This is a genomic window from Pseudomonas putida S13.1.2 (genome assembly GCF_000498395.2).
Taxonomy (GTDB): Bacteria; Pseudomonadota; Gammaproteobacteria; order Pseudomonadales; family Pseudomonadaceae; genus Aquipseudomonas; species Aquipseudomonas putida_Q.
On the sequence record NZ_CP010979.1, the window covers coordinates 4,802,470 to 4,827,497 of the forward strand.

The 25,028-nt window shown below is 63.7% G+C and carries 20 protein-coding genes and 1 tRNA gene; 5 read left to right on the forward strand and 16 right to left on the reverse strand.

The window, feature by feature from the left end; genetic code table 11:
* Positions 1 to 130: 130 nt before the first annotated feature.
* From N805_RS21270 to N805_RS21290, 5 genes are all read right to left on the reverse strand, one after another.
* Positions 131 to 1,390, reverse strand: coding sequence for a response regulator (locus N805_RS21270; protein WP_019473945.1), 1,260 nt, complete (start codon positions 1,388 to 1,390; stop codon positions 131 to 133).
* Between the two features lie 138 nt (positions 1,391 to 1,528).
* Positions 1,529 to 2,806 (reverse strand): 4-aminobutyrate--2-oxoglutarate transaminase, encoded by a 1,278-nt coding sequence (gabT, locus tag N805_RS21275; RefSeq protein ID WP_019473946.1) that lies wholly within the window; start codon positions 2,804 to 2,806, stop codon positions 1,529 to 1,531.
* A gap of 182 nt (positions 2,807 to 2,988) precedes the next feature.
* Positions 2,989 to 4,431: an NADP-dependent succinate-semialdehyde dehydrogenase gene (gene gabD / locus N805_RS21280; protein ID WP_016484375.1), complete on the reverse strand. Its 1,443-nt coding sequence runs from the start codon at positions 4,429 to 4,431 to the stop codon at positions 2,989 to 2,991.
* A gap of 339 nt (positions 4,432 to 4,770) precedes the next feature.
* The gene (locus tag N805_RS21285) at positions 4,771 to 6,447 is read right to left on the reverse strand and encodes an aryl-sulfate sulfotransferase (protein WP_019471767.1); all 1,677 of its coding nucleotides are present in this window, start codon (positions 6,445 to 6,447) and stop codon (positions 4,771 to 4,773) included.
* A gap of 17 nt (positions 6,448 to 6,464) precedes the next feature.
* Positions 6,465 to 8,801 (reverse strand): TonB-dependent receptor, encoded by a 2,337-nt coding sequence (locus N805_RS21290; protein WP_019471768.1) that lies wholly within the window; start codon positions 8,799 to 8,801, stop codon positions 6,465 to 6,467.
* Positions 8,802 to 8,993: 192 nt separating this feature from the next.
* Here N805_RS21290 and N805_RS21295 point away from each other — a divergent pair, with 192 nt between their 5' ends.
* The gene (locus N805_RS21295) at positions 8,994 to 9,908 is read left to right on the forward strand and encodes a LysR family transcriptional regulator (protein WP_019471769.1); all 915 of its coding nucleotides are present in this window, start codon (positions 8,994 to 8,996) and stop codon (positions 9,906 to 9,908) included.
* Positions 9,909 to 10,048: 140 nt separating this feature from the next.
* Here the strand turns inward: N805_RS21295 and N805_RS21300 are convergent, their stop codons facing one another.
* Complete coding sequence (locus N805_RS21300; RefSeq protein WP_019471770.1) at positions 10,049 to 10,954, reverse strand: TauD/TfdA dioxygenase family protein; 906 nt, start codon at positions 10,952 to 10,954, stop codon at positions 10,049 to 10,051.
* 40 nt (positions 10,955 to 10,994) lie between these two features.
* Complete coding sequence (locus N805_RS21305; protein ID WP_019471771.1) at positions 10,995 to 12,032, reverse strand: ABC transporter substrate-binding protein; 1,038 nt, start codon at positions 12,030 to 12,032, stop codon at positions 10,995 to 10,997.
* 297 nt (positions 12,033 to 12,329) lie between these two features.
* Between N805_RS21305 and N805_RS21310 the strand changes: the two genes are divergently transcribed.
* Entirely contained in the window at positions 12,330 to 13,931 is a 1,602-nt protein-coding gene (locus tag N805_RS21310) for an ABC transporter permease (RefSeq protein WP_026034483.1), read from the forward strand.
* Positions 13,928 to 14,791, forward strand: a complete 864-nt coding sequence (locus tag N805_RS21315; protein ID WP_019471773.1) for an ABC transporter ATP-binding protein — start codon at positions 13,928 to 13,930, stop codon at positions 14,789 to 14,791. Before N805_RS21310 ends, N805_RS21315 begins: the two co-directional genes overlap by 4 nt.
* On the opposite strand, the gene N805_RS21320 is transcribed toward N805_RS21315, so the two are convergent.
* The 8 genes from N805_RS21320 to N805_RS21355 all read right to left on the reverse strand — a co-directional run bounded on the left by N805_RS21320 (position 14,731) and on the right by N805_RS21355 (position 22,081).
* Positions 14,731 to 15,066, reverse strand: a complete 336-nt coding sequence (locus tag N805_RS21320; RefSeq protein ID WP_019471774.1) for a DUF971 domain-containing protein — start codon at positions 15,064 to 15,066, stop codon at positions 14,731 to 14,733. The genes N805_RS21315 and N805_RS21320 overlap by 61 nt on opposite strands.
* Positions 15,066 to 16,031 carry a HEAT repeat domain-containing protein gene (locus tag N805_RS21325; protein WP_028614136.1) on the reverse strand — a complete coding sequence of 322 codons (966 nt, stop codon included), beginning with the start codon at positions 16,029 to 16,031 and terminating at the stop codon, positions 15,066 to 15,068. The genes N805_RS21320 and N805_RS21325 overlap by 1 nt, the downstream gene beginning before the upstream one ends.
* The gene (locus N805_RS21330) at positions 16,028 to 16,879 is read right to left on the reverse strand and encodes an ABC transporter ATP-binding protein (RefSeq protein WP_019473130.1); all 852 of its coding nucleotides are present in this window, start codon (positions 16,877 to 16,879) and stop codon (positions 16,028 to 16,030) included. The genes N805_RS21325 and N805_RS21330 overlap by 4 nt, the downstream gene beginning before the upstream one ends.
* Entirely contained in the window at positions 16,879 to 17,661 is a 783-nt protein-coding gene (locus tag N805_RS21335; RefSeq protein WP_019473129.1) for an ABC transporter permease, read from the reverse strand. Before N805_RS21335 ends, N805_RS21330 begins: the two co-directional genes overlap by 1 nt.
* 15 nt (positions 17,662 to 17,676) lie before the next feature.
* Positions 17,677 to 19,083, reverse strand: a complete 1,407-nt coding sequence (locus tag N805_RS21340) for an ABC transporter substrate-binding protein (RefSeq protein WP_019473128.1) — start codon at positions 19,081 to 19,083, stop codon at positions 17,677 to 17,679.
* A 119-nt stretch (positions 19,084 to 19,202) separates the two neighbouring features.
* Entirely contained in the window at positions 19,203 to 19,448 is a 246-nt protein-coding gene (locus N805_RS21345) for a 4Fe-4S dicluster domain-containing protein (protein WP_008096634.1), read from the reverse strand.
* Between the two features lie 162 nt (positions 19,449 to 19,610).
* Positions 19,611 to 21,335, reverse strand: coding sequence for a fumarate reductase/succinate dehydrogenase flavoprotein subunit (locus tag N805_RS21350; RefSeq protein ID WP_019473127.1), 1,725 nt, complete (start codon positions 21,333 to 21,335; stop codon positions 19,611 to 19,613).
* A complete protein-coding gene (locus N805_RS21355; RefSeq protein ID WP_019473126.1) occupies positions 21,332 to 22,081 on the reverse strand; it encodes a GntR family transcriptional regulator in 750 nt (249 codons plus the stop codon). Before N805_RS21355 ends, N805_RS21350 begins: the two co-directional genes overlap by 4 nt.
* Positions 22,082 to 22,295: 214 nt before the next feature.
* Here N805_RS21355 and N805_RS21360 point away from each other — a divergent pair.
* Positions 22,296 to 22,372 (forward strand) — tRNA-Arg (locus tag N805_RS21360).
* 39 nt (positions 22,373 to 22,411) lie between these two features.
* Here the strand turns inward: N805_RS21360 and N805_RS21365 are convergent.
* On the reverse strand, positions 22,412 to 23,317 hold the full coding sequence (locus N805_RS21365) for a hypothetical protein (RefSeq protein ID WP_019473125.1): 906 nt from the start codon (positions 23,315 to 23,317) through the stop codon (positions 22,412 to 22,414).
* Between the two features lie 210 nt (positions 23,318 to 23,527).
* Between N805_RS21365 and N805_RS21370 the strand changes: the two genes are divergently transcribed.
* Positions 23,528 to 25,027 carry an SrfA family protein gene (locus N805_RS21370; protein WP_026034639.1) on the forward strand — a complete coding sequence of 500 codons (1,500 nt, stop codon included), beginning with the start codon at positions 23,528 to 23,530 and terminating at the stop codon, positions 25,025 to 25,027.
* The last annotated feature ends 1 nt before the right edge of the window (position 25,028 follow it).

A 25,028-nucleotide genomic window follows, 5' to 3' on the forward strand; every position in this document is an offset into this window, starting at 1 on the left:
CTGGAAAGGTATAACTGGGGCTGCTTTGCAGCCCTTCGCGGGCTTGCCCGCTCCCACAGGTTCGGCAGGAACACCCTGCCCCTGTGGGAGCGGGCAAGCCCGCGAAGGGCTGCAGAGCGGCCCCAAAAACTCAGCTGGGCGCTTCAGCCTCCGCCACAGGAGGCTCTTCCTGGGGCTTCACCTCCGGGTTATCCACCTTGCGCAGCCGGTTCAGCTCCGGCAGGCCAAGCTTGAGCAAGCGCGCGGTCTTGCCACTGGCCACTTTCTCCAGCCCCTGCTCGGCCGGCAGCCGCGACAACTGCCCCGCCAGGTTCATGGCCAGGATCTCCCGCGAATACACGCCACCGCCCAACTGGTAGATCGCCGCGATCAATTCGCGCAAGGCCAGCGGCAAACGCCAGCGGGTACGCAGCGCCGAGCCGAATGCCGCACCAAACGCTTCCAGCGATTGCTGCACGTCGCGTTCGTCCAGCTCGCCCCCGGCCAACCGCCACTCTTGCAGGCAGCGCAACACCGCCAGATCGCCCAGGCAATGCAGCAACCCCGCGCAATAGCAGCGCCCTTCGTCCAGCTCGAGCATGCGCGCCAAGGTACGGCCATATTCGGCCGTATGCAGTGAAAGGTCCCAGTACCCGGCTGCGTGCTGCGCCAGCAACGGGTCGCTGAGCCGCGCGCTGCGCTTGAGGGTCATGCCCAGAATCAGGTTCATGCTCTGGGTGCTGCCAAGCTTGTTCAGGGCCTGCAGCAACGTTTGCACCGGCGCTTCACGGTGCAGCGCGGCGCTGTTGGCGGCCGCGATCAACACGGCGGTAACCTGCGGATCGTTACGCACCTCCTCTTCGAGCACCTTCAGGTTCAGGCCCTGAGGGTTGAGCGCCCGCTTGATCGCCACCTGCACATCGGCCAACAGCGGCCCGCCATCGGCGGTGGCGCGGCGCTGCTCAAGGTAGGCGGGCAAGCTGGCACCTGGCTGCAAGGCCGGCACGGGGCAGGCGATTTCTTCGCCAACGGCCAGCAGCAGCTCTTCCAGGCGCTTGCGCAGGTTGTCCAGGTTCAGTGGTTTGCTCAGGTAGGCGGTAGGGTGCAGGGGCAACACCTCGTGCACACTGGCGCTGTCGCTGCGGTTGCTCATGAGGATGAACGGCAACCCCGGCCCTTTGGCGCGCACCTTGCGCAACAGGTCCAGGCCATCGACACCGGCCAGCTCGCGGGCGGCGATAATCAGGTCTGGCTTGCTGGACAGTGCGCTGAGTGCCTGCGACCCATCGGCGCATACCTGCAGGCGGGCATCGCAGCGCACGCTGAGCAGCATCTCGCTGAGCATGTCACGCACCCAAGGGTCGCCCTCGACAATCAGTACGCTGGGGGGGGTGGGGTCTACAGCGCTCATCGCCAACTACTCCTGAATAGCCTGACACACAGTCCGTCGCAGCTTCCAAAGCCTGTCCTCCGACAACCATAGCGCCACATGGCTTTTCAGGGCACAAAAAAAACCCGCCGAAGCGGGTTTTTTCAGAAGCACGTCACATCAAGCGAGTTCAGCGAAGCACTCTTCGATGATGGCCAGGCCTTTGTCCAGCAGTGCATCTTCGGCAGTCAGCGGTACCAGGATACGCAGAACGTTGCCGTAGGTGCCGCAGGACAACAGGATCAGACCCTTGTCACGTGCCTTGGCAACAACCTGGCCAACAGCAGCAGCGTTCGGGGTGTGAGTGCCTTTCTCGAAGACTTCAACAGCAATCATCGAGCCCAGACCACGGACGTCGCCGATGATCGGGTGCTTCTTCTGGATTTCGCGCAGGCCGGTGGTCAGACGCTCACCCACAGCCTTGCTGCGGTCCAGCAGTTTCTCTTCTTCGAACACTTCGATCACGGCCAGGGCCGCGGCGCAAGCGATCGGCGAACCGGCGTAGGTGCCGCCCAGGCCGCCTGGGGCGATGGCGTCCATGTATTCGGCCTTGCCGCACACACCGGCCAGCGGGAAGCCGCCAGCGATGGATTTGGCGAAGGTGGTCAGGTCAGGCGCAACGCCCATCTGTTCCATGGCGAAGAAGGTACCGGTACGGCCAGCGCCAGTCTGTACTTCGTCGGCGATCAGCAGGATGCCGTGCTGGTCGCACAGGGCGCGCAGGCGCTTCATCAGCTCTTTCGGCGCTGGCAGGAAGCCGCCTTCGCCTTGTACTGGCTCGAGGATGATCGCAGCGATGTCTTTAGGCTCGGCGTCGTTCTTGAAGATACGCTCGACCGAAGCGATGGCTTCGTCAACGCTCACACCGTGCAGCTCGTTCGGGAACAGCGCGCGGAACACGCCGCCTGGCATCAGGCCCATGCCAGCGGAGTACGGCACGACCTTACCGGTCAGGCCCAGGGTCATCATGGTACGGCCGTGGTAAGCGCCGGTGAAGGCGATGACGCCAGCACGGCCGGTGGCGGCACGGGCGATCTTGACGGCGTTTTCAACGGCTTCGGAGCCGGTGGTAACCAGCAGGGTCTTCTTGTCGAAGTCGCCTGGTACCAGCTTGTTGATCTTTTCGCACAGCTCTACGTAGGGTTCGTAGGCCAGCACCTGGAAGCAGGTGTGGCTGACTTTGGTCAGCTGCTCTTGCACGGCTGCAACCACTTTCGGGTGCAGGTGGCCGGTGTTCAGTACTGCGATGCCGCCGGCGAAGTCGATCAGTTCGCGGCCTTCAACGTCGATCACGGTCGAGTTCTTCGCGGTGTCGACGAAGATCGGGTGGATCTGGCCAACGCCACGTGGGACGGCGGCTACACGACGTTGCATCAAGGATTCGTTGGTCTTGCTCATAATGCCCTCATTGCGCCGACAGGAATGGCGCTTTTATTCGGGGGTGGCTGGGAGTGCTCGCGCACAGTATTCGTTGATCGACTGCCGTAAACGCCCTGGCCACCAGGTACTGCGATGTAAAAAAGGCCAGCGAGACGTCGCTCTCGCGCCCCGCTGGCAGAGGTAAAGCCTTTACCGTGCTATCAGACGCTGATGCACAGGTATTTGATTTCGAGGTAGTCCTCGATACCGTATTTGGAACCTTCGCGGCCCAGGCCCGAAGCCTTGATGCCACCGAACGGTGCTACTTCGTTGGAAATCAGGCCGGTGTTGATACCCACCATGCCGTATTCCAGGGCTTCGGCAACACGGAACACACGGCTCATGTCGCGGGCGTAGAAGTACGAAGCCAGGCCGAACTCGGTGTCGTTGGACATGGCGATGACTTCGGCTTCGTCTTTGAAGCGGAACAGCGGCGCCAGTGGGCCGAAGGTTTCTTCCTTGGCGACAGCTGCGGTCTTCGGCACGTCGACCAGGATGGTCGGCTCGAAGAAGTTGCCTTCGATCAGCTTGCCACCGGACAGCACCTTGGCGCCTTTGGAGACGGCGTCTTCGATGTGTTCCTGAACCTTGGCGACAGCTTTACCGTCGATCAGCGGGCCAGTGGTGGTGCCGTCTTCCAGGCCGTTACCGATCTTCAGCTTGGCAACTGCAGCGGCCAGCTTCTGGGCGAACGCGTCGTAGACACCGTCCTGCACGTAGATACGGTTGGCGCAGACGCAGGTCTGGCCGTTGTTGCGGTACTTGGAGATGATCGCGCCCTCGACCGCCTTGTCCAGGTCGGCGTCGTCGAACACGATGAACGGGGCGTTGCCACCCAGCTCCAGGGAAACCTTCTTGATGTCCTTGGCGCATTCTTGCATCAGCTGGCGACCGATTTCGGTCGAGCCGGTGAAGGACAGCTTGCGTACCAGGGAGTTGCCGGTCAGTTCGCCGCCAACTTCGCCAGCGCTGCCGGTAACGACGCTCAGCACGCCAGCCGGGATACCGGCACGGTGTGCCAGCTCGACCAGGGCCAGGGCGGAGTAAGGGGTTTGCGATGCAGGCTTGAGCACCATGGTGCAGCCAGCGGCCAGGGCCGGGCCGGCTTTACGGGTGATCATGGCAGCCGGGAAGTTCCACGGGGTAATGGCCGCGGTAACGCCGATTGGCTGCTTGATGACGATCAGGCGCTTGTCTGGCTGGTGGCCCGGGATGGTGTCACCGTAGACGCGCTTGGCTTCTTCGGCGAACCACTCGATGAACGAGGCGGCGTAGGCGATTTCGCCCTTGGCTTCAGCCAGTGGCTTGCCCTGCTCGGTGGTCATCAGGCGAGCCAGGTCGTCCTGGTTCTCGATCATCAGTTCGAACCAGCGACGCAGCTTGGCCGAACGCTCTTTGGCGGTCAGTGCACGCCAGGCCGGCAGGGCCTTGTCGGCGGCTTCGATGGCGCGGCGAGTTTCCGCGGTGCCCATCTTCGGCACGGTACCGATGACTTCACCGGTGGCCGGGTTGGTCACCTTGATGGTCTGGCCATTGTCCGCATCCAGCCACTCACCATTGATATAGGCTTGCTGGCGGAACAACTGAGCGTCTTTGAGCTGCATGTCGGCTTCCCGAATTGTTGATTGTTGAAAAGCGCCCAAGGCAGGGCATCGAGCGTTTGAAATCTCAAACGAATGCTAAGCGGCTGCTGGGGTGTTGGACAATAGGCTGTTCGAAAAAAAGAACGAATGGTTGAACAGCCGGGCGGAAAATTCATCATTCTGCGTGATGGCAACTGGCCTCTTCGCGGGTAAACCCGCTCCCACAGGGACCTCACAGCCTCTGAAATCTGTGGGGTCCCTGTGGGAGCGGGTTTACCCGCGAAGAGGCCGGTACAGGTTAGACGAATGAGCTGAAGGAAATGTGAAGGGAGGACCGACGGCCCTCCCGAAGGGGATGGATCAGAATGCCTTGGCCAGGTCGATCACCAGTGCCCGGTAGCCGACACTGCCCGGCTGCCGGCTGTGCACCTTCAGCTCCACCAGCACCTCCTGGGTCCCGCGGCGCACCTCGTTGAGCACGGTGGTGGTCAGTTTCTCGGGGGTCAGGAAGTTCACCGAAGCCGAGTAGATGAACTGGGTGTCGGTCTCTGGCCGGTAGGCCACCACCGAGGTCACCGGGCTGTACCACTCGTCGCCGCGCTCCTTGCCGTACTCCCACACCTGCTCGACGGTGCCCTTGGCTTCGTCGATGCGGTACTCCACCGCCCGGCTGTAGTTGCCGGCAAGCTTGGTCGGCGCAAAGTCGCGCCCCCAGCCGTTGTCGAACACGGTCAGCGTGCCTTTGCCAGTCAGCCAGGCGGTGTGCTGGGTCCACGACCAGTCGAAGTTTTCGCTCGCAACCGGTGTCAGCACTTTGTCGCGCAGGCGCTCAGGCCAGCCTTGGGGCGAGGCAAGAATCCACTTCACCTGCTTGTCGCGACCAATCTTCACCACGCCCTGATGCCGTGCTGAAACGATGATGCTGTCGTCATCGGCGTCGTAATCGATGGCATTGACGTGTGCCCAGTTGCGCCCGGTGCCCACACCCGGGGTGTCGCCAAAGGGCAGGTTACCCTCGGCCAGTTCGTTGGCCAGGCGGTCGTCCTGCCTCTGCACCCCTTCGGGCAACTGGATCGCTGCCTTGCCGAGGGTTTCCAGCAAGTCGCCACGGTACGGGTCGAGAATCTGGTTGAGGTCCCAGAAGTCCAGTACGTCCCCGGCTTCGCTGACCTCGATGATGTGGTCACGAATCGAACGCACACGCTTGCCGTCGGGGCGGCGGTAGTCGCTGGTGCCCACCCGCAGCAGGTAGGTGCCGTTGGCGGTTTCGCGGATTTCGTGGGAAAAGTCGGCGAACTTGTCGGGCAGGCTCCGCTGCCAGATGCGCCGCCCCAGCAGGTCGTACTTGGAGTAGGTCTGGCCCTGGCCCCAGATCAGCTTGCCGTCGCGGGTCTGTTGGAAGCCCATGGTGCCGCCCAGGCCGTCGCGGCGGTTGGAGTCGTGGATCTGCTCGATATCCAGGTACCAGCGCACATCGCCATTGCTGTCGGCAATCCAGTTGTTGCCCACCTGGTCCCATTCCGCTGCGCCACCCAGGGCATTCCACTTGAAGGCGCGGCCGCCCGGGATGTCACCCTGCAGGTGGTTGAACAGGTACAGCCGCTTTTCAAAGCCGGGCGCCACCTTGACCGGCTGCACCTCCGGCAGCGCGGCGGTCTGCCTGGCCACCACCGGCAGGCGCACGGCAGGGGCGTAGATCTGGTACTGCTCGCGAATGCGCTCGCCGTCGAGCTTGTAGGTCACCTCGACCTGGTTGACGTAGTCCGGATACAGCCCGAATACCGGGATGCCGCCGTAGGTCCACAACGAACGGTCAGACACGTCATAGACAATGTCCACACCGCGCTCGCCACGCCCCAGCACACGCACATGCGCATCACTCAGGCTGCGCCCACCGTCGCGGATGATCGCGGTCAGCGGCGCCAGGCGGTACGGGTTGACCACCACGTCGCCGAGCAGCGCTTGGTCGCGCTCCGGGACTTTCGCAGTAAGGCAGGCGCCTTCAGGCAGTGCAGGGGTTTCGGTCTTGGCATTCATGGCAAAGCTCCTTGTGCTCAGAAGTCGTAACGGGCGGTGGCGCCGAAGGTGCGCGGGGTGCCGAGCACGCCGGCATAGCCACCGTTGGCGGAGTTCCACAGACTGGTGAAGTAGGTTTTGTCGCCGGCGTTTTTCACCCACAGCGACAGGTCGACCACGCCATCGCCTTGGTCCAGGCGCACACCGGCGGAAAGGTTGACCAGCGCATAGCTGGGGATCTGGCCGAAATCGGAATCGTCGATGGTGCCCACGGCCTTCGAGCGGAAGGCGTAGCTGGCAGTGACGTAGGGCTCGACGTGCTGGGTGGCCTGCCACTTGTACTGGGTGTTGAGGTTGGCGATGTACTTGGAGGCGCCGACCACCTGGTGGCCGGACAGGTCGCAGGTGGCGGTGGCATTGGCCAGGCTCACCTCAGGCGGGCATGGAGCATCCTTGTACTCGGTGTAGCGCACGTCGTTCCACGAGCCGTTGAAGTTGACCGTGAGGCCACGGATCGGCAGCGCCGTGGCTTCGAACTCCAGGCCGCGCGAGCGCACGCTGCCGGCGTTGGCCAGGTACTGCACGCGGTTGATCTGGTCGTAGACGTTGGCCTGGTAGCCATGCACCTCGGCCCAGAACAGGTTGCTGTTGAGTTGCAGGCGACCGTCGAACAGGGTGCTTTTCAGGCCCAGTTCGGCGTTGTTGACCCGCTCGGTACCCACCAGCAGCGAATCGGTACCCAGCCGTGGTGCGGCGCCGACGGTAAGGTTGACGCCACCCGACTTCTCGCCGTGGGTCAGGGTGGCGTAGCCCAGCAGTTGTTCGTTGAAGCGGTAGCTCAGGCCCAGCAAGCCGGAAGGGCTGAAGCTGTACTGGTTGAGGTCACCCGAATCGTAGGCCCCTATCCGCGCCTGGCGCGCGGTGGCAGCAGCCCCGGTTACAGCCGCACCACCGTCAGGTGCATCGCGGGTTACCCAGGCGCTCTTTTCTTCATAGGTACCGCGCACGCCGGCGGTGAAATCCAGGCGGTCGGTAACATGCCAGGTGCCCTGGGCGAACAGCGCATAGCTGTCAGTATCGATGTGCCCGTCACCAATGGTGTTGACGTTGTTCAGCGCACCGGCCGGGGTGAGGTTCCAGACATCCGCCTGCGGCCCGTAGTAAGTGAAGGATTTGTTGTCCAGGTCCTGCTTGAAGTAGTAGGCACCCAGCACGTAGTCGAAGGCGCCACCCGTAGGTGAAGCCAGGCGGATTTCTTGCGAGTACTGCTTGTCGCGTACCGATACCCCGGCGCTGTAGAACACCGGCACGTCCAGGCCATCGTCGTTGCGCGGGGTGAAGTCCCACCAGCGGTAGGCAGTGATCGAAGTCAGGGTGAAATCATTGGGCAGTGTCCAGTTGGCCTCCACCGAAGTGCCGCCCTGGAACACCGTCACCTGCTGGTCGGCGTCGAAATTGACCTTGCGGTCCTTGCCCGACACCAGCGTCGCACCCGCCTGGGCAGCCAGGCTTTCGTAGCGGTTGACGCCATTGATGGTGGGGCCGGTGCTGTACAGGCTGAGGATGCCGTTGTTGGAGTCTTCTTCGTTGTATTCGCCAATCCAGCGCAGGTTGAACGTTTCGCTGGGCTTGAAAAGCAGCTGGGTGCGAAAGCCCTGGCGCTTGCCGCCGTTGAGGTCGTCACCGTTGTGGATGTTCTTCACATAGCCGTCGTCTTCGGTGCGGTAGGCACTGATTCGCCCGGCGAGGGTTTCGCTGATCGGCCCCGAGAAGCTGCCCTGGGTTTGCAGATAGCCGTCTTCGCCAATCGACTGCTGGATGCTGCCTTCGCGGTGGAAGGTGGGCTTGCGCGTGGTGATGTTGAGCACGCCGGCCGTGGTGTTCTTGCCGAACAGCGTGCCCTGCGGGCCGCGCAGCACTTCCAGCTGCTCCACATCCAGAAGGTCGAATACCGCCATGCCCGGGCGGCCGAGGTAGACGTTGTCCAGGTAGATGCCGACGCTGCCTTCCAGGCCATCGCTGGCCGGGTTGTTGCCCAGGCCACGGATCGAGATGCTCGACTGGCGTGCATGCACGTAGGCGACGTTGGTGCTGGGCACCAGCTGTTGCAAATCCTGCACGCGGTAGATGCGCTGGGTTTCCAGGGTTTCGCTGTCCAGCACGCTGATGGGCGTGGGCACGCTTTGCGCGGTTTCTTCACGGCGGCGGGCATTGACCGTGACGGTGCCGAGCTTGGCTTCCTGCTCTACCGCCGGGGTGGCGCTGGCCGGCTCTTCGGCGAAGCTGCCAGAGGACGCCGCCAGCAACACTCCGGCGGCCAAGGGTTGCAAGGTGAAACGCGACGCGCGCGCAGGCCAACGGGAAAGTCCGGACATGCAAATGCTCCTTGAGGCGTGGGCCCTGGCGAGCATTTCCGTTGGCGGAACCGAATCGCGGTCAGTCGGGCTTATATTCTTTTAAGTGATATAAATATTTGTAATTCATATTTAGTGGAATAAGTAACACCCTTTATAAGGGGACTCACCCTTGTCAGCAATTGCATTTGACCGAAGGTTTTAATGTAAAAAATGCATATCGATCTGCGTCAGCTGCGCCACTACATCGCCCTTGTCGAGCACCGCAGTTTCGTGGCCGCTGCCGCGGCGGTGAACCTGTCGCAATCGGCCTTCAGCCGCAGCATCCAGACCCTGGAGCACAACATTGGCTGCCGCCTGGTGGACCGCGCCAGCAAGGAACTCGCGCCCACGCGCCAAGGCTTGCTGGTGCTGGAGCATTCGCGGCGGCTGGTGCATGGGGCGCACAACCTGGTCAACGAGATCCACCAGTTCAATGGCGCCACCACCGGGGTGGTACGCTTTGGCTCCGGCCCTGCGCCAGCCGGCGGCCTGGTGCCGCGCGCGGTAGCGCGCTTCGTGGCCGAGTACCCGGCGGCGCGCACCTGCTTCCAGGTGGACAATTGGCAGGCGCTGAACCGCAAGCTGGTGGCCGAAGAGATCGAGTTCTTTGTCGCCGACACCCGCCAGTTCGAGTCTGACCCGGACTACCAGGTGCACAAGCTGACACCACAGCGCTGGCATTTCTGCTGCCGCGCCGGGCACCCGCTGACCGAGCAGGAGGCCGTGCAGGCGCGCGACCTGTTCGACTTCCCGATGGCCACTACCTTCCGCCCGCCGAACATCCGCAAGATCCTCAGCGACCTCAGCGGGCGGCAGGACTTCTTGCCAGCGGTGGAGTGCGAGCACGGGTATGCGTTGCTGAATGTGGTGATGCATTCGGACACCATCGGCATTGCCTGCAATGCCAACTTGCGGCCATATCAACGCGAGGGCGGGTTGGTGAAGTTGAAGCTGGCAGACCTGACGCCCGAGCAGGAAGAGGCGTGCCATACCCGCTATGGGGTGGTAAGCCGGGTGGGGTATGGTTTGTCGCCGTTGGCGCAGGGGCTGGTCAGGCAGTTGATCGCCTGTGATACCGGGTTGTGACGGGCGGGGGCTTCGCCCCCGAATCGCCGGCAAGCCAGCTCCCACAAGATCACCGCTGCCTCCTGCCCTGTGAGTTACCTGTGAGGTACCTGTGGGAGCTGGCTTGCCGGCGAAAGGGCCGCAAAGCGGCCCCGGCAATATCAGCCTTTACGGGTAGTCCGGCTCAACTGGCCATCCACACCCACCGGCACCTCCCCTGCCAAGGTCACACGCCGCACCACACGCGGCTGGGTGCCGTAATCATCCACCGCATAATGCTGCGTCGCGCGGTTATCCCAGATCGCCACGTCCCCCGCCTGCCAGCGCCAGCGCACGGTGTTTTCCAGGCGCGTCACATGCCCCTGGAGCACAGCGAACAGGTGCTGCGAATCCGCCAGCGAATACCCCTTGATGCGCTTCACGAAATGCCCCAGTTGCAGCGCCCGCTCACCACTGATCGGGTGCACACGCACTACCGGGTGCTCGGTCTCGTAAACGGTCGATGTGAACACCTTGCGATAGCGCTCCAGCTTGGCCGGGTCGACATCCGGCTTGATGCTGGCATAGTCGTATTCGTTGCTGTGCACCGCCCACAGCTTGTCGGCCAGCTCGCGCAGCGGTTCGGGCAGTTCCTGATAAGCCGCAGCCGTGTTGGCCCAAACGGTATCGCCACCCGAAGCCGGCGCTACCACGCTGCGCAGGATCGAGGCCTTGGGGTAGGCGTCGACGAAGGTTACGTCGGTGTGCCAGGAGTTGGCCCGCTGGCCTTCGGCGCCATCGAGTTGCAGCAGGTAGCTGGTGCCATCCACCACCGGTACGGTGGGGTGGGCGACCGGCTCGCCGAGCAGTTTGGCAAAGCCTTCCTGGCTCTGGTCATCCAGGTGGGTCTGATCGCGGAAGAAGATCACCTTGTGCTGTACCAGTGCAGCCTGGATAGCCTCGATGGTGGCGGCATCGAGGTCGGCGGACAGTTGCACACCGCGGATTTCGGCGCCGATACGGCCGGCAACCGGGTGAATGTCGAGTTCGAGCGTTTGTGGCGCGGTGGCCAGGGCGGCATTGCTCATGGTCGTGGTCCTTGCGGTCATTGTCGGGTTTTTTGAAGGTTTAGCGGGCGGCCTGCACGGCCTGTTCCTGTTTCAGCGCAGCATCGAGGAAGCGTGGCTCGACCCAGTCGGCGACCTGGAAGCCACGGCGGATCAGGCGCTCCTTGGCAGCCAGGTCCACGCCCTTCTGCAACTGGCCTACGAAGTCAGCGTCCAGGCGCGGGTCGAAGTAGTGGGCAAGGTCTTCTTTGGCCAGGTCATCGCTGAGGATGGTGCGCGGCCAGTTGGCGTTGCTGGCCACAAGATCGATATAGGCCTGGCGGTTGTGTTCATCGCGCAGCCAGGTACTGGCGTGCTCCTGGGCGTTGACCAGGCGCTGGACCAGCTCGGGGTATTTACGGATGAAATCGCCGGTGCCCAGCAGCACTGCCTGGGTGCTGCCGGCGCCTTCCAGGTCACGCGAATTGACCGGCAGTTCGACCAGCCCGCGCTCACGCAGCGACAGCAGGTTGGACAGCCCCCAGGTGGCGTCAATCTGCTTGGCGGCCAGTGCGGCGTTGGCGGCGTTGAAGTCCAGGTTGATGACTTTCAGCTCGCGTTCGGTCAGCCCTTGGCTGGCCAGAGCGCTGGCGAACGACAGCTGGTTGGCTGTGCCGCGGAACACCGCCACGCGCTTGCCCTTGAGGTCCTGCAGGGTCTTGATGCCAGAGCCGGGCACCACGCCCAGGTAGCTTTTGACCCCACGCACCCCCGCCGACAACACGCGGGTGTCCAGGCCGTTGGCCTTGCCGACGATCGCGGCCAGGTCGCCCAGATAGGCGAAGTCGGCCTGGCCGTTGGCCAGCGCCTCGTTCACCACAGGCCCGGCGCCTTTGAAAAAATGCCAGTCGATGCGAATGCCGTCCTTGGCAAATTCCTTCTCTAGCAGCTGCTGGTCACGCAGCACATCGACCACCCCACCGGCGCTGGGCTTGCTGCCGGCACTGAGGTCGGGCACGGCGATGCGGATGCTTTCTGGCTTGGCGGGTTCAGCCGCGTGGGCACCGAGGGTGAAGGCCAGCCCAAGGGCGGTGATCAGGTGGCGCAACGGGGTTTTCATGGCAAGGCTCCTTGGCAGGCTGCCACCGGCGAAGGCCGGCGCTTTGGCCAGAAGCTAGGCAGGTCTGGTTAGAACCTACAAAGATCAAAACTTCATTTTTTAGTAACTGAAAGGCATAAACCAAGCGGCATGCGGGCCTGCGGGGAGCTTGCGGAAAACGCATGGAAAATATGAGGAAAACGCAACGGCGGGGGGCTTCCGTATGCACGGGGCGCATGCTCTTATCTCTTGAAAGTCACTTTTTGGTTTTTCTAATTCCATAAGTGAATAACCTAACAACGCTTCGAGAGATGGCTGATGAATGGAGTTCTGAGCAGGAATCGGAGGTGGCTTCGGGGGCCGCTTCGCGGCCCTATCGCGACACAAGGCCGCTCCCACATAGGCCGTGAGCGCTTGTTGCCTTGGTTGTTACCTGTGCTGATTGCGCTGCTGTGGGTGGTGGCGAGCCGGCAGCACTGGATGAGCGAGCAGATCCTGCCGGCACCGGCGCTGGTGTGGCAGAGCGCGCTGGAGTTTGGCTCCGGGGAGCTGTGGGGGCACCTGTGGATAAGCCTGCAACGGCTGTTCTGGGGGCTGGCGGCGGGCATTGCCAGCGGCTTGCTGCTGGGTGTGTGGCTGGGGGCTTCGCGGCGGGCACAGAGGCTGGTGCTGCCGACCTTCGTGGCGCTGGCCCAGATCCCTACGCTGGCCTGGATTCCGTTGTTCATGCTGTTCTTCGGCATCGGCGAGCTGCTCAAGCTGGTGGTGCTGGTAAAAGCCGTGGTGGTCCCCGTTACCTTGCACACGCTGGTGGGTGTGCGCGATGCCCAGCCAAAACTGCGTGAGGCCGCTGCGGCTCTACGCCTGCCCAGGCACCTGCTGCTCCTGCGCCTGTTACTGCCAGCTGCCCTGCCCGCCTTCCTCACGGGTGTGCGCCTGGCCCTGGCCACCGGCTGGACCTCGCTGTTGGCGGTCGAGTTGCTGGCCTCCAGCGAAGGGATCGGTTACCTGATGGTGTGGGGGCGGCAACTGTTCATGCTCGACCTGGTGATGTTGTGCATTCTGGTGATCGGCCTGGTCGGCGCTGTGCTGGAGCGCAGCTTCTCAGCCCTGGAAAAGCGCCTGCTGTATTGGCCGCAGCCGGCCACTGGCGAGCAGCAGCGCGGGCCTGTGCCACGCGGCTGGCAAAGCCTGCTGCTGCCCTTGGGGCTATTGGCGCTGTGGCAGGCCAGCAATAGCTTTGGCTGGGTTGACCCGAACATCCTCACCTCGCCACTTGAGGTACTGCGCACGCTGTTGGTCGGCCTGGCCGATGGGTCGCTGCCGCAAGCCTTGTTGCTGAGCCTGCAACGCACCCTGAGCGGCCTGTTGCTGGGCGGCGCCGCGGGCTTGCTGGGCGGATTGCTGCTGGGGCTTTCCAGCACAGCCGAACGCCTCTTCGGGCCGAGCCTGTCGGCCTTGCGCCAAGTTGCACTGTTCGCCTGGGTGCCATTGCTGACTGCGTGGTTCGGCCTGGGTGAAGGGGCCAAGCTTGTGTTCGTTGGCCTGGCCGCATTCTTCCCGCTGCTGATCGCTACCCAGCGCGGTATCGCCAGCCTTTCGCCACAACTGGGCGAAGCGGCCCGCACCCTGCGCCTGAACCTGTGGCAACGCCTGCGTCTGCTGGTGCTGCCTGGCGCGGCACCGGCGATTTTCGCCGGCCTGCGCCTGTCGCTGATCTACGCCTGGCTGGGCACCATCGGCGCCGAATACTTCATGCCGTCGGACGGCGGCATCGCCAGCCTGATGATCGGCGCCCAGCAACTGTTCCGCATGGACCAGGTGATGGCCGCCATGGTCCTGATCGGCCTGGTCGGCGCCCTGCTCGGCACCCTTGGACAACGCCTTGAATCGCGCGCCACGCGCTGGAGAACCGCATGAACGCATTCAACACTTCGCACCTGCAGGCGGCCAACCAGCCCGACAGCACCCCGCCTATTGTCAGCTTCGAGGGGGTCGGCAAGGTATTCAGCGTGGACGGCCAGCCGCTCGAGGCTATCCGCAACTTCAACCTGTCGATCAACGAGGGCGAGTTCATCGCCATCGTCGGGGCTTCCGGTTGCGGCAAGTCCACCCTGCTACGGCTGTTGGTGGGGCTGGATACCGAATACAGCGGCAGCATCCGCGTCGATGGCCGCGCTGTCAGCGGCATTGGTGGCGAACGCGGCATCGTGTTCCAGGAGCACCGGCTGTTCCCATGGTTGAACGTGGAACAGAACATTGCCTTGGGGCTGGTCAACGAGTCGCTCACTCAGGGTGAACGCGCCCGGCGGGTGCATGAATTCGTGCAACTGGTGGGGCTGGTCGGCTTCGAATCGGCTTATCCACACCAGTTGTCGGGCGGCATGGCGCAGCGCGTGGCAATTGCCCGTGGCCTGGTAGCCAGCCCGCGTATCCTGCTGCTCGACGAGCCGTTCGGCGCCCTGGATGCCCTGACCCGCCAGCAACTGCAGGACGAGCTGCTGGCCATTCGCGAACGGGCAGGTATCACAACCTTGCTGGTGACTCACGATGCCGAGGAGGCGACGTACCTGGCTGATCGGGTTGTGGTGCTGGAACCACGCCCGGGCAGGATCAAATCGGTGGTCGAGATAGACCTGCCGCACCCACGGTTGCGCACCGGTGTTGCACTGCATGGGCTACGCGAGAAGGTGCTGCACCAGATCACCGGGGATGGCGGCTACCTGCCACCGCCGGTGCGACGGGTCGAAGGGCTGCGGCCGGAGCTGATTGCATTGTGAATGACCAGGTCACGCAAGTAAGCCCAAGGGTAGATCCCGCGCTCATGCCCATCGCTGAACACCAGCTGCACGCCGTACCCCTGCGAGGTAATCCGCTCCACACGCACATCGTCGCGCACCAGGCTGATCGCACCCGACAGCCGCGCCGCACGGCATTGTGAACAAGGGCAGGCACCGCGTAAACGGGTATGGCTGAGGCTGTGTTCGCCGTCTTCCCATTGCAGTACCAACTGCCCTGGCCCGCGCAAGTTGCGAATAGCTTGCGGGGCGTTCATCAGGCAGCCCCGCGCAGTTGCGCCAGGGCAATCCGCACCGCCTTGCGCACCTCAGGGTCGCTGTCGGCCTCGGCGGCCTGCAGCACCGGCAAGGCACGCGCCCGGCCCAGCTCGCCCAGGGCCAGCGCCGCTTCCTTGCGCAGGTTGGCAATGCCATGGCCAAGCAACGCGCCAAGCGTGTCCAGTGCAGCGGCATAGCGCAGCCGACCCAGTGAGCGCGCTGCCCGCAGGCGTACCTGCCAGAAGTCATCGGCAAGGGCATCCACCAGCGCCGGGCCTGCTTGGTCCTGACCGACTTTGCCTAACGTGGTGGCGGCCTCCTCGCGCACTTGCCAGGCCTGGTCAGTCAATGCCGCCACCAACGCAGGCAACACCGAGTTGTCGCGGGCAAGGCCCAGCGCGCCGATGGCCGCGCGGCGTACCTCGGTGTCCGGCTCGGCCTCGGCGAGCGCTGCCAACGCCCGCAACGCCGGCTGGTGCTTGAGCCAGCCCAGAATGCCCACTGCCTCACGCCGCACGGCGGCGTCGTCATCGGCCAGCGCCAGCAGCGCAGGTTCGGCAGCATCCTCCAGGCGCAGCTCGCGCAAGGCACGCAGGGCACTGGCGCGGACGAAGGCATCGGCGTGTTTGGCCCACGGGAGGATCAGCTGGCCGGCCTCAAGGCTCTTGAGTTCGCTGAGGCTCTGCGCTGCTGCCAGCCGTACCGGCTCGGCGGCATCGGCCAGCGCAGCGCACAAGGCTTGCACAACTTCGGGTTCTTCCCAGGCCTCAAGCAGGCGCGCGGCCTCGGCACGCACCTCGTCGGCGGCGTCCACCAGCAGGGCATCGGTGAGCCAAGGCAAGCCATCCGGGTCTTCCAGGTCGGCCAGCTCGATCAGGGCGATGCGGCGCACGCCAGCATCGGTGGCATCAAGGCGAGGCAACAGGGCAAGGATGTCGGGGTTGTCGGTCGTTCGGTCAGTCATAGCGCGATCCGTAGCGGTGGGTGGTCAGTGTCCGGCAGGCCCAGCGGGGTCAGGCGCGGCAGTTCGCGGCCTTCCTCGTGGCGCAGCAACGCCAGGCAGTGACGCTTGAGGTGAGTGAATTCAGGGCTGGTCAGCAGGCTGGCGCGGCGTGGGCGCGCAAAGTCCAGGCGCAGGTCTTCGATAAAGCGACCAGGGCGCGGGCTCATCACCAGGATGCGGTCGGCGAGGAACAGCGCTTCGTCGATATCGTGGGTGACGAACACCACGGTGGTGCGGATGCTGGCCCAGATATCCAGCAACAGCTCCTGCATGCGGGCACGGGTTTGCGCATCCAGTGCGCCGAAAGGTTCGTCCATCAGCAAGAGCCGTGGGCGGTTGATCAGCACCCGGGCGATTTCGGCCCGCTGCTGCATACCGCCGGACAGCTGGCTGGGCCAGCGCCCGGCAAAGTCGGCCAGCCCCACCAGTTGCAACATTTCACGTGCTTGCCGGTGACGTTCGGCGCGGCCCAGGCCCTGCATCTTCAGGCCGAAGGCCACGTTGTCGAGCACGCTACGCCAGGGCAGCAAGGTGTGGTGCTGGAACACCATGCCCCGCTGCGGTGACGGCCCGGCAACGGGCTGACCGTCCACCTTCAACTGGCCGCTGCTGGGCACCAGGTGCCCGGCCAGGGCGCCGAGCAACGTCGACTTGCCACAACCGGAGGGGCCGAGGATGCAGACGAACTCGCCCGGCTCCACGGCAAAGTCCAGGCGCTGCACCGCCTCGAACGCCTCGCTGCCGTGCCCCAGGCGAATCGACAGGCCACGACCATCGATACGCCCCGGCGCCTGTTGATAACTGTTCATCAACTGGCCCTCCGCGTGCGGTACCACGGCGTGGCCAGCGCCCCCAGGCGCTTGACCAGGGCGCTGCTGCCCATGCCCAGCACGCCGATCAGCAGCATGCCGACGATGATGTCCGGGTAGTTTTGCAAGGTGTAGGACTCCCAGGTGTAGTAGCCGATGCCGAACTGCCCGGAAATCATCTCGGCAGTGACCAGGCAGAACCATGACGTTCCCATGCCGATGGCAAGGCCGGTGACGATGCTCGGCAACGCCCCAGGCAACACCACCTCGCGCAGGATCGCCCAGCGCCCGGCGCCGAGGCTGCGCGCCGATGCCACCAGGCGCGGGTCGACGGCCTCGACGCCGTGCACGGTGTTGAGCAGGATGGGGAACAACGCACCAGTGAAGGTGATGAACACCATCGACAGTTCCGACGACGGGAACATCAGGATCGCCAGCGGGATCCACGCCACCGCCGGAATCGGCCGCAGCACTTCCAGCGGCGGCAGCAGGGTGTCTTCCGCCCATTTCGAGCGGCCGATCAGCAACCCCAGGGCCACGCCAACCAGTGCCGCAGTGGCATAACCGGCAAATACCCGCGACAGGCTGCTGCCCAGGTGCGCCAGCAGGGTGCTGGAGGTCAGCAACTGCCAGGCAGCGTCCAGCACCGCCTTGGGTGTGGGGACATAGGTGAACGTCAGCAGACCAAGGTCCAGTTTCACGTTTGCCGCCAGCTGCCAGAACAGCAGGCAGGCCAGCAGCGACGCCAGGCGCACCGGCCAGCGCTTGAGGTTGCGGGTCATGTCGGTGCCTCCCGGTCAGCGCTGGGCGACCAGCTTCTGGTTGGCGCTGACGAAGTCCAGCGCCTCGCCACCATGGGCCTTGGCATACTGCTCGGCCTGGCCCTTGAGCAGGAACGCCGCCAGCTCGCCTTTACCGTTGCGCACGAACCAGGCCTGGTTGGCCAGCAACTTGATGCCGCTGTCGGCGGCCTGGGCGTAGATGGCGCGGATGTCCTTGCCCTCCTGCTCCAGCTGGGCCAAGGCACCAAGGGCGGCCTCCGGCGAAGCGTAGTGGCGGACCTTGTCTTCACCGCGCACCCAGATCTGCGCCAGGCGGCTGAAGTCGGTGATCGGTCTGCCGGTCAGCGCGTCATTGGCCTTGAGTGGCAGTGGGTCGTAGTCTTTCAGCGCCTTGTCGTAGTCCAGGCCAGCCTGTTTGAAGGCGGCACGGATGTACTGGTCGTCGATGAACTTGTCGGTGTCCAGGCCACGGTCGGTCTTTTTCAGCAGCTCGAGCGTATCGATGGATGTAGCCACTGCCTGGCGGTATTCAGGCTTCCAGGTCAGGTCGCGGGTCTGCAGGCCGAGCGGGCCGTGGAACAGGTAATTGACCTCGGCTTCGATCCCCGTGACCTTCTCGATCAACTCGCTGTACTTCTCAGGCTGCGCAGCGATCAGGCGGTCGGCTTCAAGGCTGGCGCGCAGGTAGGCGGTGACCACTTCCGGGTACTTCTGCGCGTAGTCGGCATCGACCAAGGCACCATGGAAGGTCGGTGCGTTGGCCTGGGCACCATCGTAGATCTTGCGGGCGAAGCCGCGGTTGGGGAACAACTCGGCGAACGGCACGAAGTCGGCGTGGGCTTCGATGCGGTTGCTGCGCAGGGCGGAGCCGGCGATTTCCGGCGCCTGGGCGATGATCCGCACATCCTTCTGCGGGTCCCAACCCTGAGCGGCGACGGCGCGCAACAGCATGCCGTGGGCAGTGGAGGCGAACGGCACGGAAATGGTCTTGCCCTTGAGCTCCGCCAGCGACTGCACGCTGGAGGCGGCGGGCACGACGATGCCGTTGCCGCTGCCATGCACGCTGCCCGACAGCACACTGATGAACAGGCTGCGCTTGCCGGCATCCAGGTGCGCAACCCCGTTGAACGACCCCGGGAAGTCGGCCATGGCGCCGAAGTCGAGTTTGCCGGCGACCATTTCGTTGGTCAGCGGCGCACCGCTGGTGAAGTTCTTCCACTCGACCTGGTAGGTGGCGTCCTTGTACTTGCCGTCGTGCGGCAGGTACTTGTCCAGCAGGCCCAGCTCACGGATCAGCAGGCCACCGGTGGCGCAGTTGATGGTGGTGTCCTGGGTGCCGATGGCGATGCGGATGGTTTCGGCGCTGGCGTTCAGGCCAGTGAGCGCCAGCGCGAGGCCGGCCACGGTTGCAACAAGGCGCATGGGTGTTTCCCCTCGAATCGTTATAAGAGTTGGCGTCGTCTCCGCCTCCCGGCTTGGGTGGTGGGAAACGAGGGGCACAGCAGGAGGGCGTCCGGTGGTTCGCCGGATGGCAGGATGAATCAGCGCAGCAGGTACGGGATGTCGACCTTCACCGCACCGGTGGGGCAGTCCTTCTCGCAGGGCATGCAGTACCAGCATTCGTCGAAAGCCATGTAGGCCTTCTGCGTGGCCGGGTTGATCGCCAGCAGGTCCATGGGGCAGACCTCGACGCACACGGTGCAGCCTTTTTCGGCGATGCATTTGTCTTCGTCGATGGTGACCGGGGCGCTGCTGCGAAAGAAGATTTCTTGCGGCTGGTAGGCCATTTCACGGAGTCCTTGGGGCCTGTGGCCCTCGTTCTGTTTTTTGCAGAGGCTGATGGCCCCATCGCCGGCAAGCCAGCTCCTACAGGAGGGTGCAGACTTCACCGCCGATGCAGTACCTGTGGGAGCTGGCTTGCCGGCGATTGGGCTGCGAAGCGGCCCCATTCACGCTGCATCAGCCTTCACTCGCAACCGGTCATAGGCGGTCTGCTCATCGGCATCCAGGGCGATCAGGTAGGGTTCGACGGCCTTCTTGAAACTGGTCATTTCACCGTTCTCGCCCTTTTTCAGGTGGCAATGGCAGTACCACTCGCCATCGTTGCGCTCAGGGAAGTCCACCCGGTGGTGGTACAGCCCCCAGCGGCTTTCCTCGCGGAACAGCGAGGCGCGCGCCGCCATCTCGGCGCAGTCGCGAATCACCGACACTTCCATCGCACGCATCAGTTCATGGGGGTTGCTGGCCTTCATCTGCTCAAGGTCACGCTCAATCTCGGCAAAGCGCGCCAGGCCGATCTCCATCTTCTTGGTCACCTTCGGCGGCTGCAGGTAGTCGTTGACCATGCGCCTGAGCTTGTACTCGACCTGGGCTGGCGGCAGACCATGCTCACGCTGCAGCGGGGCAAACACCCGCGCGCGCTCGCGTTCGACCTGTTCGGCATCGACCTCGGCGAGTTCGCGCCCGGCCACGTAATGCGCGGCGTTCACACCGGCAAACCAGCCGTAGGTAAAGGCGCCCAGCATGTAGTTGTGCGGCACCGCAGCCATGTCGCCCGCGGCATACAGCCCTTTGACGCTGGTCTCGGCCTTTTCATTGACCCACACGCCCGACGCCGAATGCCCGGAGCAGAAACCGATCTCGGAGATATGCATCTCGACCATGTGCTGGCGGTAGTCGGTGCCACGCCCTGCGTGAAACTGGCCACGGCTGGGGCGCTCGTTACTGTGCAGGATCTCTTCGATGTTCTGGATGGTCTCTTCGGCCAGGTGGTCCAGTTTGAGGAACACCGGGCCATTGCCGCCTTCGAGCTCCTGGTGGAACTCCCACATCATCTGGCCGCTCCAGTAGTCGCACTCGATGAAGCGCTCACCCTTGCTGTTGGCGGTGTACCCACCCAGCGGGCCGGTGACGTAGGCACAGGCCGGGCCGTTGTAGTCCTTGATCAGCGGGTTGATCTGGAAGCACTCGAGGTTGGCCAGCTCGGCGCCTGCATGGTAGGCCATGGCGTAGCCGTCACCGGCGTTGGTCGGGTTCTCGTAGGTACCCATCAAATAACCCGACGACGGCAGGCCCAGGCGCCCGGCGGCGCCGCAGGCAAGGATCACCGCCTTGGCCCGCACCACCCGAAACTCGCCGCTGCGGCAGTCGAAGCCCAACACACCCGCGGCGGCGCCTTCGCCATCGAGCAGCACACGGGTGCAGACCATGCGGTTGCTGATCTCCACCCGGGCACGCTTGAGCTGGCGGTACAACACCTTCTTGATGTCGTGGCCTTCGGGCATGGGCAGCACGTAGGCGCCCATGTGGTGAACCTTCTTCACCGCGTAGTCGCCCGTCTCGTCCTTCTCGAACTTCACGCCCCAGCGGTCGAGTTGCTCGATGGTTTCAAAACTGTGGGTTGCGTAGGCATGCACGGTGGCCTGGTTGACGATGCCGTCATTGGCCACGGTGATTTCCTTGGTGTACTGCTCGGGGGTGGCGTGGCCGGGGATGATGGCGTTGTTCAGCCCGTCCATGCCCATGCTGATGGCACCGCTGCGCTTGACGTTGGCCTTGTCCAGCAGCAGCACGCGCAGGCTTTTGTCTTGCTCCTTGGCCTTGATCGCCGCCATCGGCCCGGCGGTGCCGCCACCGATGACGATGATGTCGTAGTCCTGGGTCTGGATGCTCATGCCTTGCCCCCTTTCTGGCGATCAATGCGCAGGCGGTACTGGAAGGCATCGCCGCGGTAGTAAAGGTGTTCGAAGTCCAGCGGCGTGCCATCGGCCGCATGGGTCAGGCGCTCGATGCGCATGATCGGCGAGCCTTCTTCTACATCCAGGGCCTGGGTCAGGTCGCTGTCGGCCAGTACCGCATCGATGGCCAGGTCGGCGTGGCCAAGGGCGATGCCGCAGTCGTTCTCCAGCAGCAGGAAGATGTCGCGGGTGACCAGGTCGGCCTTCTCCAGTTTTTCGCCGACGGCCTTGGGCAGCCAGGTCAGCTCCAGCGATACCGGCTCGCGGTTGATCAGCCGTACCCGGCGGATCTCGGTCACCAGGCTGCCCTCCTCGACCTGCAGCCGCGCGGCCACCAAGGCATTGGCCGGGACATGGCGGAAGCTGCGCAGGCGGTTGATCACTTCGTAGCCCATCTGCGTCATCGACTCACCCAGGCCCTGCAAGGTACTGACGTTCTGGAACGCCTTGGGCTTGGCGACGAACGTGCCTTTGCCGTGGATCTTGAAGATCAACCCTTCCTTCTGCAGGTCGCCCAGCGCCTGGCGCACGGTGATGCGGCTGACGTCGAAGGCCTTGCCCAGTTCGCTTTCCGAGGGCATGCGGCTATGCGGTGGATAACTACCGTCGAGGATGCGCTCGCGCAGCAGTTCCTTGAGCTGGGTATAGAGCGGTACCGGGGACAGGGGGAGCAGTTCGGCCATGGGGTCTCTTCGCTGATCGATGACTTGTTATAACAAGTTGTGACCAGAGGATAGAGGGCATAAGAAGGGTGTGGGAAATATTGATATCGCATATGGATAGATAAATTTGCGCAGGCCAGCGGCCCGCAAACGCCGCCTGCGCAAAAAGAGGAAAAAGGCCACAGATCAAGGCGATGGACGTCAACGACACAGATGGGTATCATGCGTGCGCGTTGCACTCGTAGCTCAGCTGGATAGAGTACTGCCCTCCGAAGGCAGGGGTCGTGGGTTCGAATCCCGCCGAGTGCGCCATATCAAAAAGCCCTGGGAAATCTCCCGGGGCTTTTTCGTTTATTCCGCCTGCGCTTCTATCAGCTGGCCGGCACGCCTGTCACCGTGCAGCGCCATGTACCTGGCCAGTTCGCCCAGACGCTTGTCCAGCGCCTGCAGCAGCCTGTCGCGCGTGCTGTTCACTTCGTTGGCGTTGAAAATGCCGGGCTCTTTCAAGTACAGCTGAAACTGCTGGTTGATCTGCCTCGGCGAGAGGGTCACGAAGTTTTGCCCGGCGTTATGGTTGTACAGCGCCACCATCTGCCCCATGTCCTGGTTGGCGTTGCGCACAAACGCCATGCTCACATACTGCCCAGGGCGCAGGCGCACACCATTGTTGTTCAGCTGGAAACACGCCTCGGTGCCATTCTCCAGGCGCACCCAGAACTCGTGCTCCTGAACATTGTGCGCAGTGACCTGCATGGTCGATGAGCTGCTACCGGTATGACCCGTGCCCTTCCACATGTGGCCACCGGTGGTGCGGTGCGAGTGGTGGGCGTCCAGGTGCGTCTGGTTGCGCTTTTCGCTTTCCAGCACCTCGCCGTTACGCACGAAGAACATCAACTGCCGCTCAAAATGGTTGAACGGCTCCTCGACGAAATTGACGTCTTCCGGGGTTAAGGTGATGTCATACATGGTGCGGATCATTTCCGCGCGCGCGGCCTTGTCGCGCTTGGCCTGCTCTTGCAACTGGGCACGACGCTGCTTGGCATCGTCAATCGCCTTCAGGGCCTGGGCCTTGAGCAAGGGGGTCTTTTCCTGGGCATAGCCCGCGGCCTTGTCACTGGCTTCCTTGATCAAGGGCGCGGCTTTCTGCCCTGCCTCCACCGCCAGGTCCCGGGCCTTCTCCAACGCCTGGGCGGCCTTGGCGGCCAGCTCCGGGTTGGCATCGTAGGCCTTTTTCTTCAGGTCATCCCAAAGGCTCATGCTCTTCGTGCTCCATTCGTCGATGATGAGTTGCCGATGCCGTTGATCGGACCAGGGGGAGTGTAACCGGATAAAACGTCCTTTGACGTCAAAAAGCCATCCATATGAATTGACGAAAAAAGCACTTTGCCATTAGTGTTGCTCGGTTTTTCGGTATTGTTTAATGGATACCGAATGGATTCGGCTAATAGACTAGGTAGGTCTACAAGGATGCGCGGAGTATTACTACGCAGCGGTAGAAGTGAGCACTTCACCGCATTGGGCGAGACTGGCCAACCCGTCTATCGCGCTGCTTTGCAGATTCGCGAAGCGATTCGCCGCAAGTACCCGGAGCACCCGGAGCTGATCGAGCACCTGGCCATCCCGCAGAGCGATGAGCAGGGCCGCACCATCGATTGGTACAGTGACCGCCCAGGCGATGTCATCCCCTGGAGCAGCGCCACCGAGGAAGAACGCGCGCCGGCACGTGTGCAGCTCGAGGTGTTGCAAAGCAAGATCAACGCCCTGAGCAACACCTTGCTTGGCCTGGACGCCAACGGCCAACCCTCGGCAACGGCCAGAAAGGCCGCCGAAGGTGATAACGCGGTGTTCGGCAAGCTGCTGACCTGTGTGGTGCCCTTCCCTGACGAAAACTTCGTCTACCTGGTCGATGGCCGCCCTGTACTGACCTTCTGGGGCTTTATACATGCCGGTGCCGAGCGCAGCCGACAGCCCCTGCACTGCCTGTATCCGCGCACCGCTCCCATCGCCGAACCCGTGGCCGCACCGCTGGTACCGCCAGCCGCCCCCATCGCGCCTGCAGCAGCAGCGGTTGCGCCAGCCGCTGCCGTCGCACGCCTGCCGTGGTGGCGCAACTGGCGCTGGCTGCTGCCATTGCTGTTGCTGCTGGCGCTGCTGCTCCTGCTGTTGTTCGGGCTGCGCGGCTGCATCCCTGGGGTCAACCTTTCCGGTCCAGGCATCCCGGACATTGGCCGCGATTCCTCTACTCAGGTCGATACCCTTTCCAGGACCCAAGGGGCCCCGTCGGCCCTTGTCGGCGCTCCGCACGGCAATGCCAGCGGGCCTGCCCCAGGCGAGTTGACGCCTGCAGGTGGTCCGTCCAGCGTGCCGACGAACCCGCCCGACGCAGGCGGCGAAGCGCCACAACTCGGTAGCGAAGCGCCCGCGCAAGAGGGTACTGCCGAGAACACGCCAGAAGGCACACCAGAGGCACAGCAAGCGCCGGGCGAACAGGCTGCGCCAGAGCAGACGGCCGACACCCCCGATGCCCTGCAGCCCGAAAACACGCCTCCCGCGCCACCACAGATACCCGACGAGCAAGCCGGCAACCAACCACCCCAGCCAAACCAGCTGAGCATTCCGCCAGATGCGGCCGATGGCAACGCTGACTTCCTCAATGGCAAGTGGGCAGGAACAGGTATTCAGGAAGCGGGTACCAGCAAGCCCCTGCGCCTGAAGTACGAGTTTGAAAATGGCAAAGGCCAGGCCACGGTCAGCCGCTCGGACGGCGTGCGTTGCCAGGCGCCGGTATCGGCGGCCATGCAGGGTGGTCAGCTGTCGATCAATAGCGCAGGCCAAGCCGCTTGTGCCGACGGCAGCAGCTACGACCTACCACAAGTGGATTGCACACCCAACGCCAGCGGCGCAACCAACTGCAACGCTAATTACGGCACCCAAGGCTTCCCGATGCAAATGAACAAAGCCGGCTAAC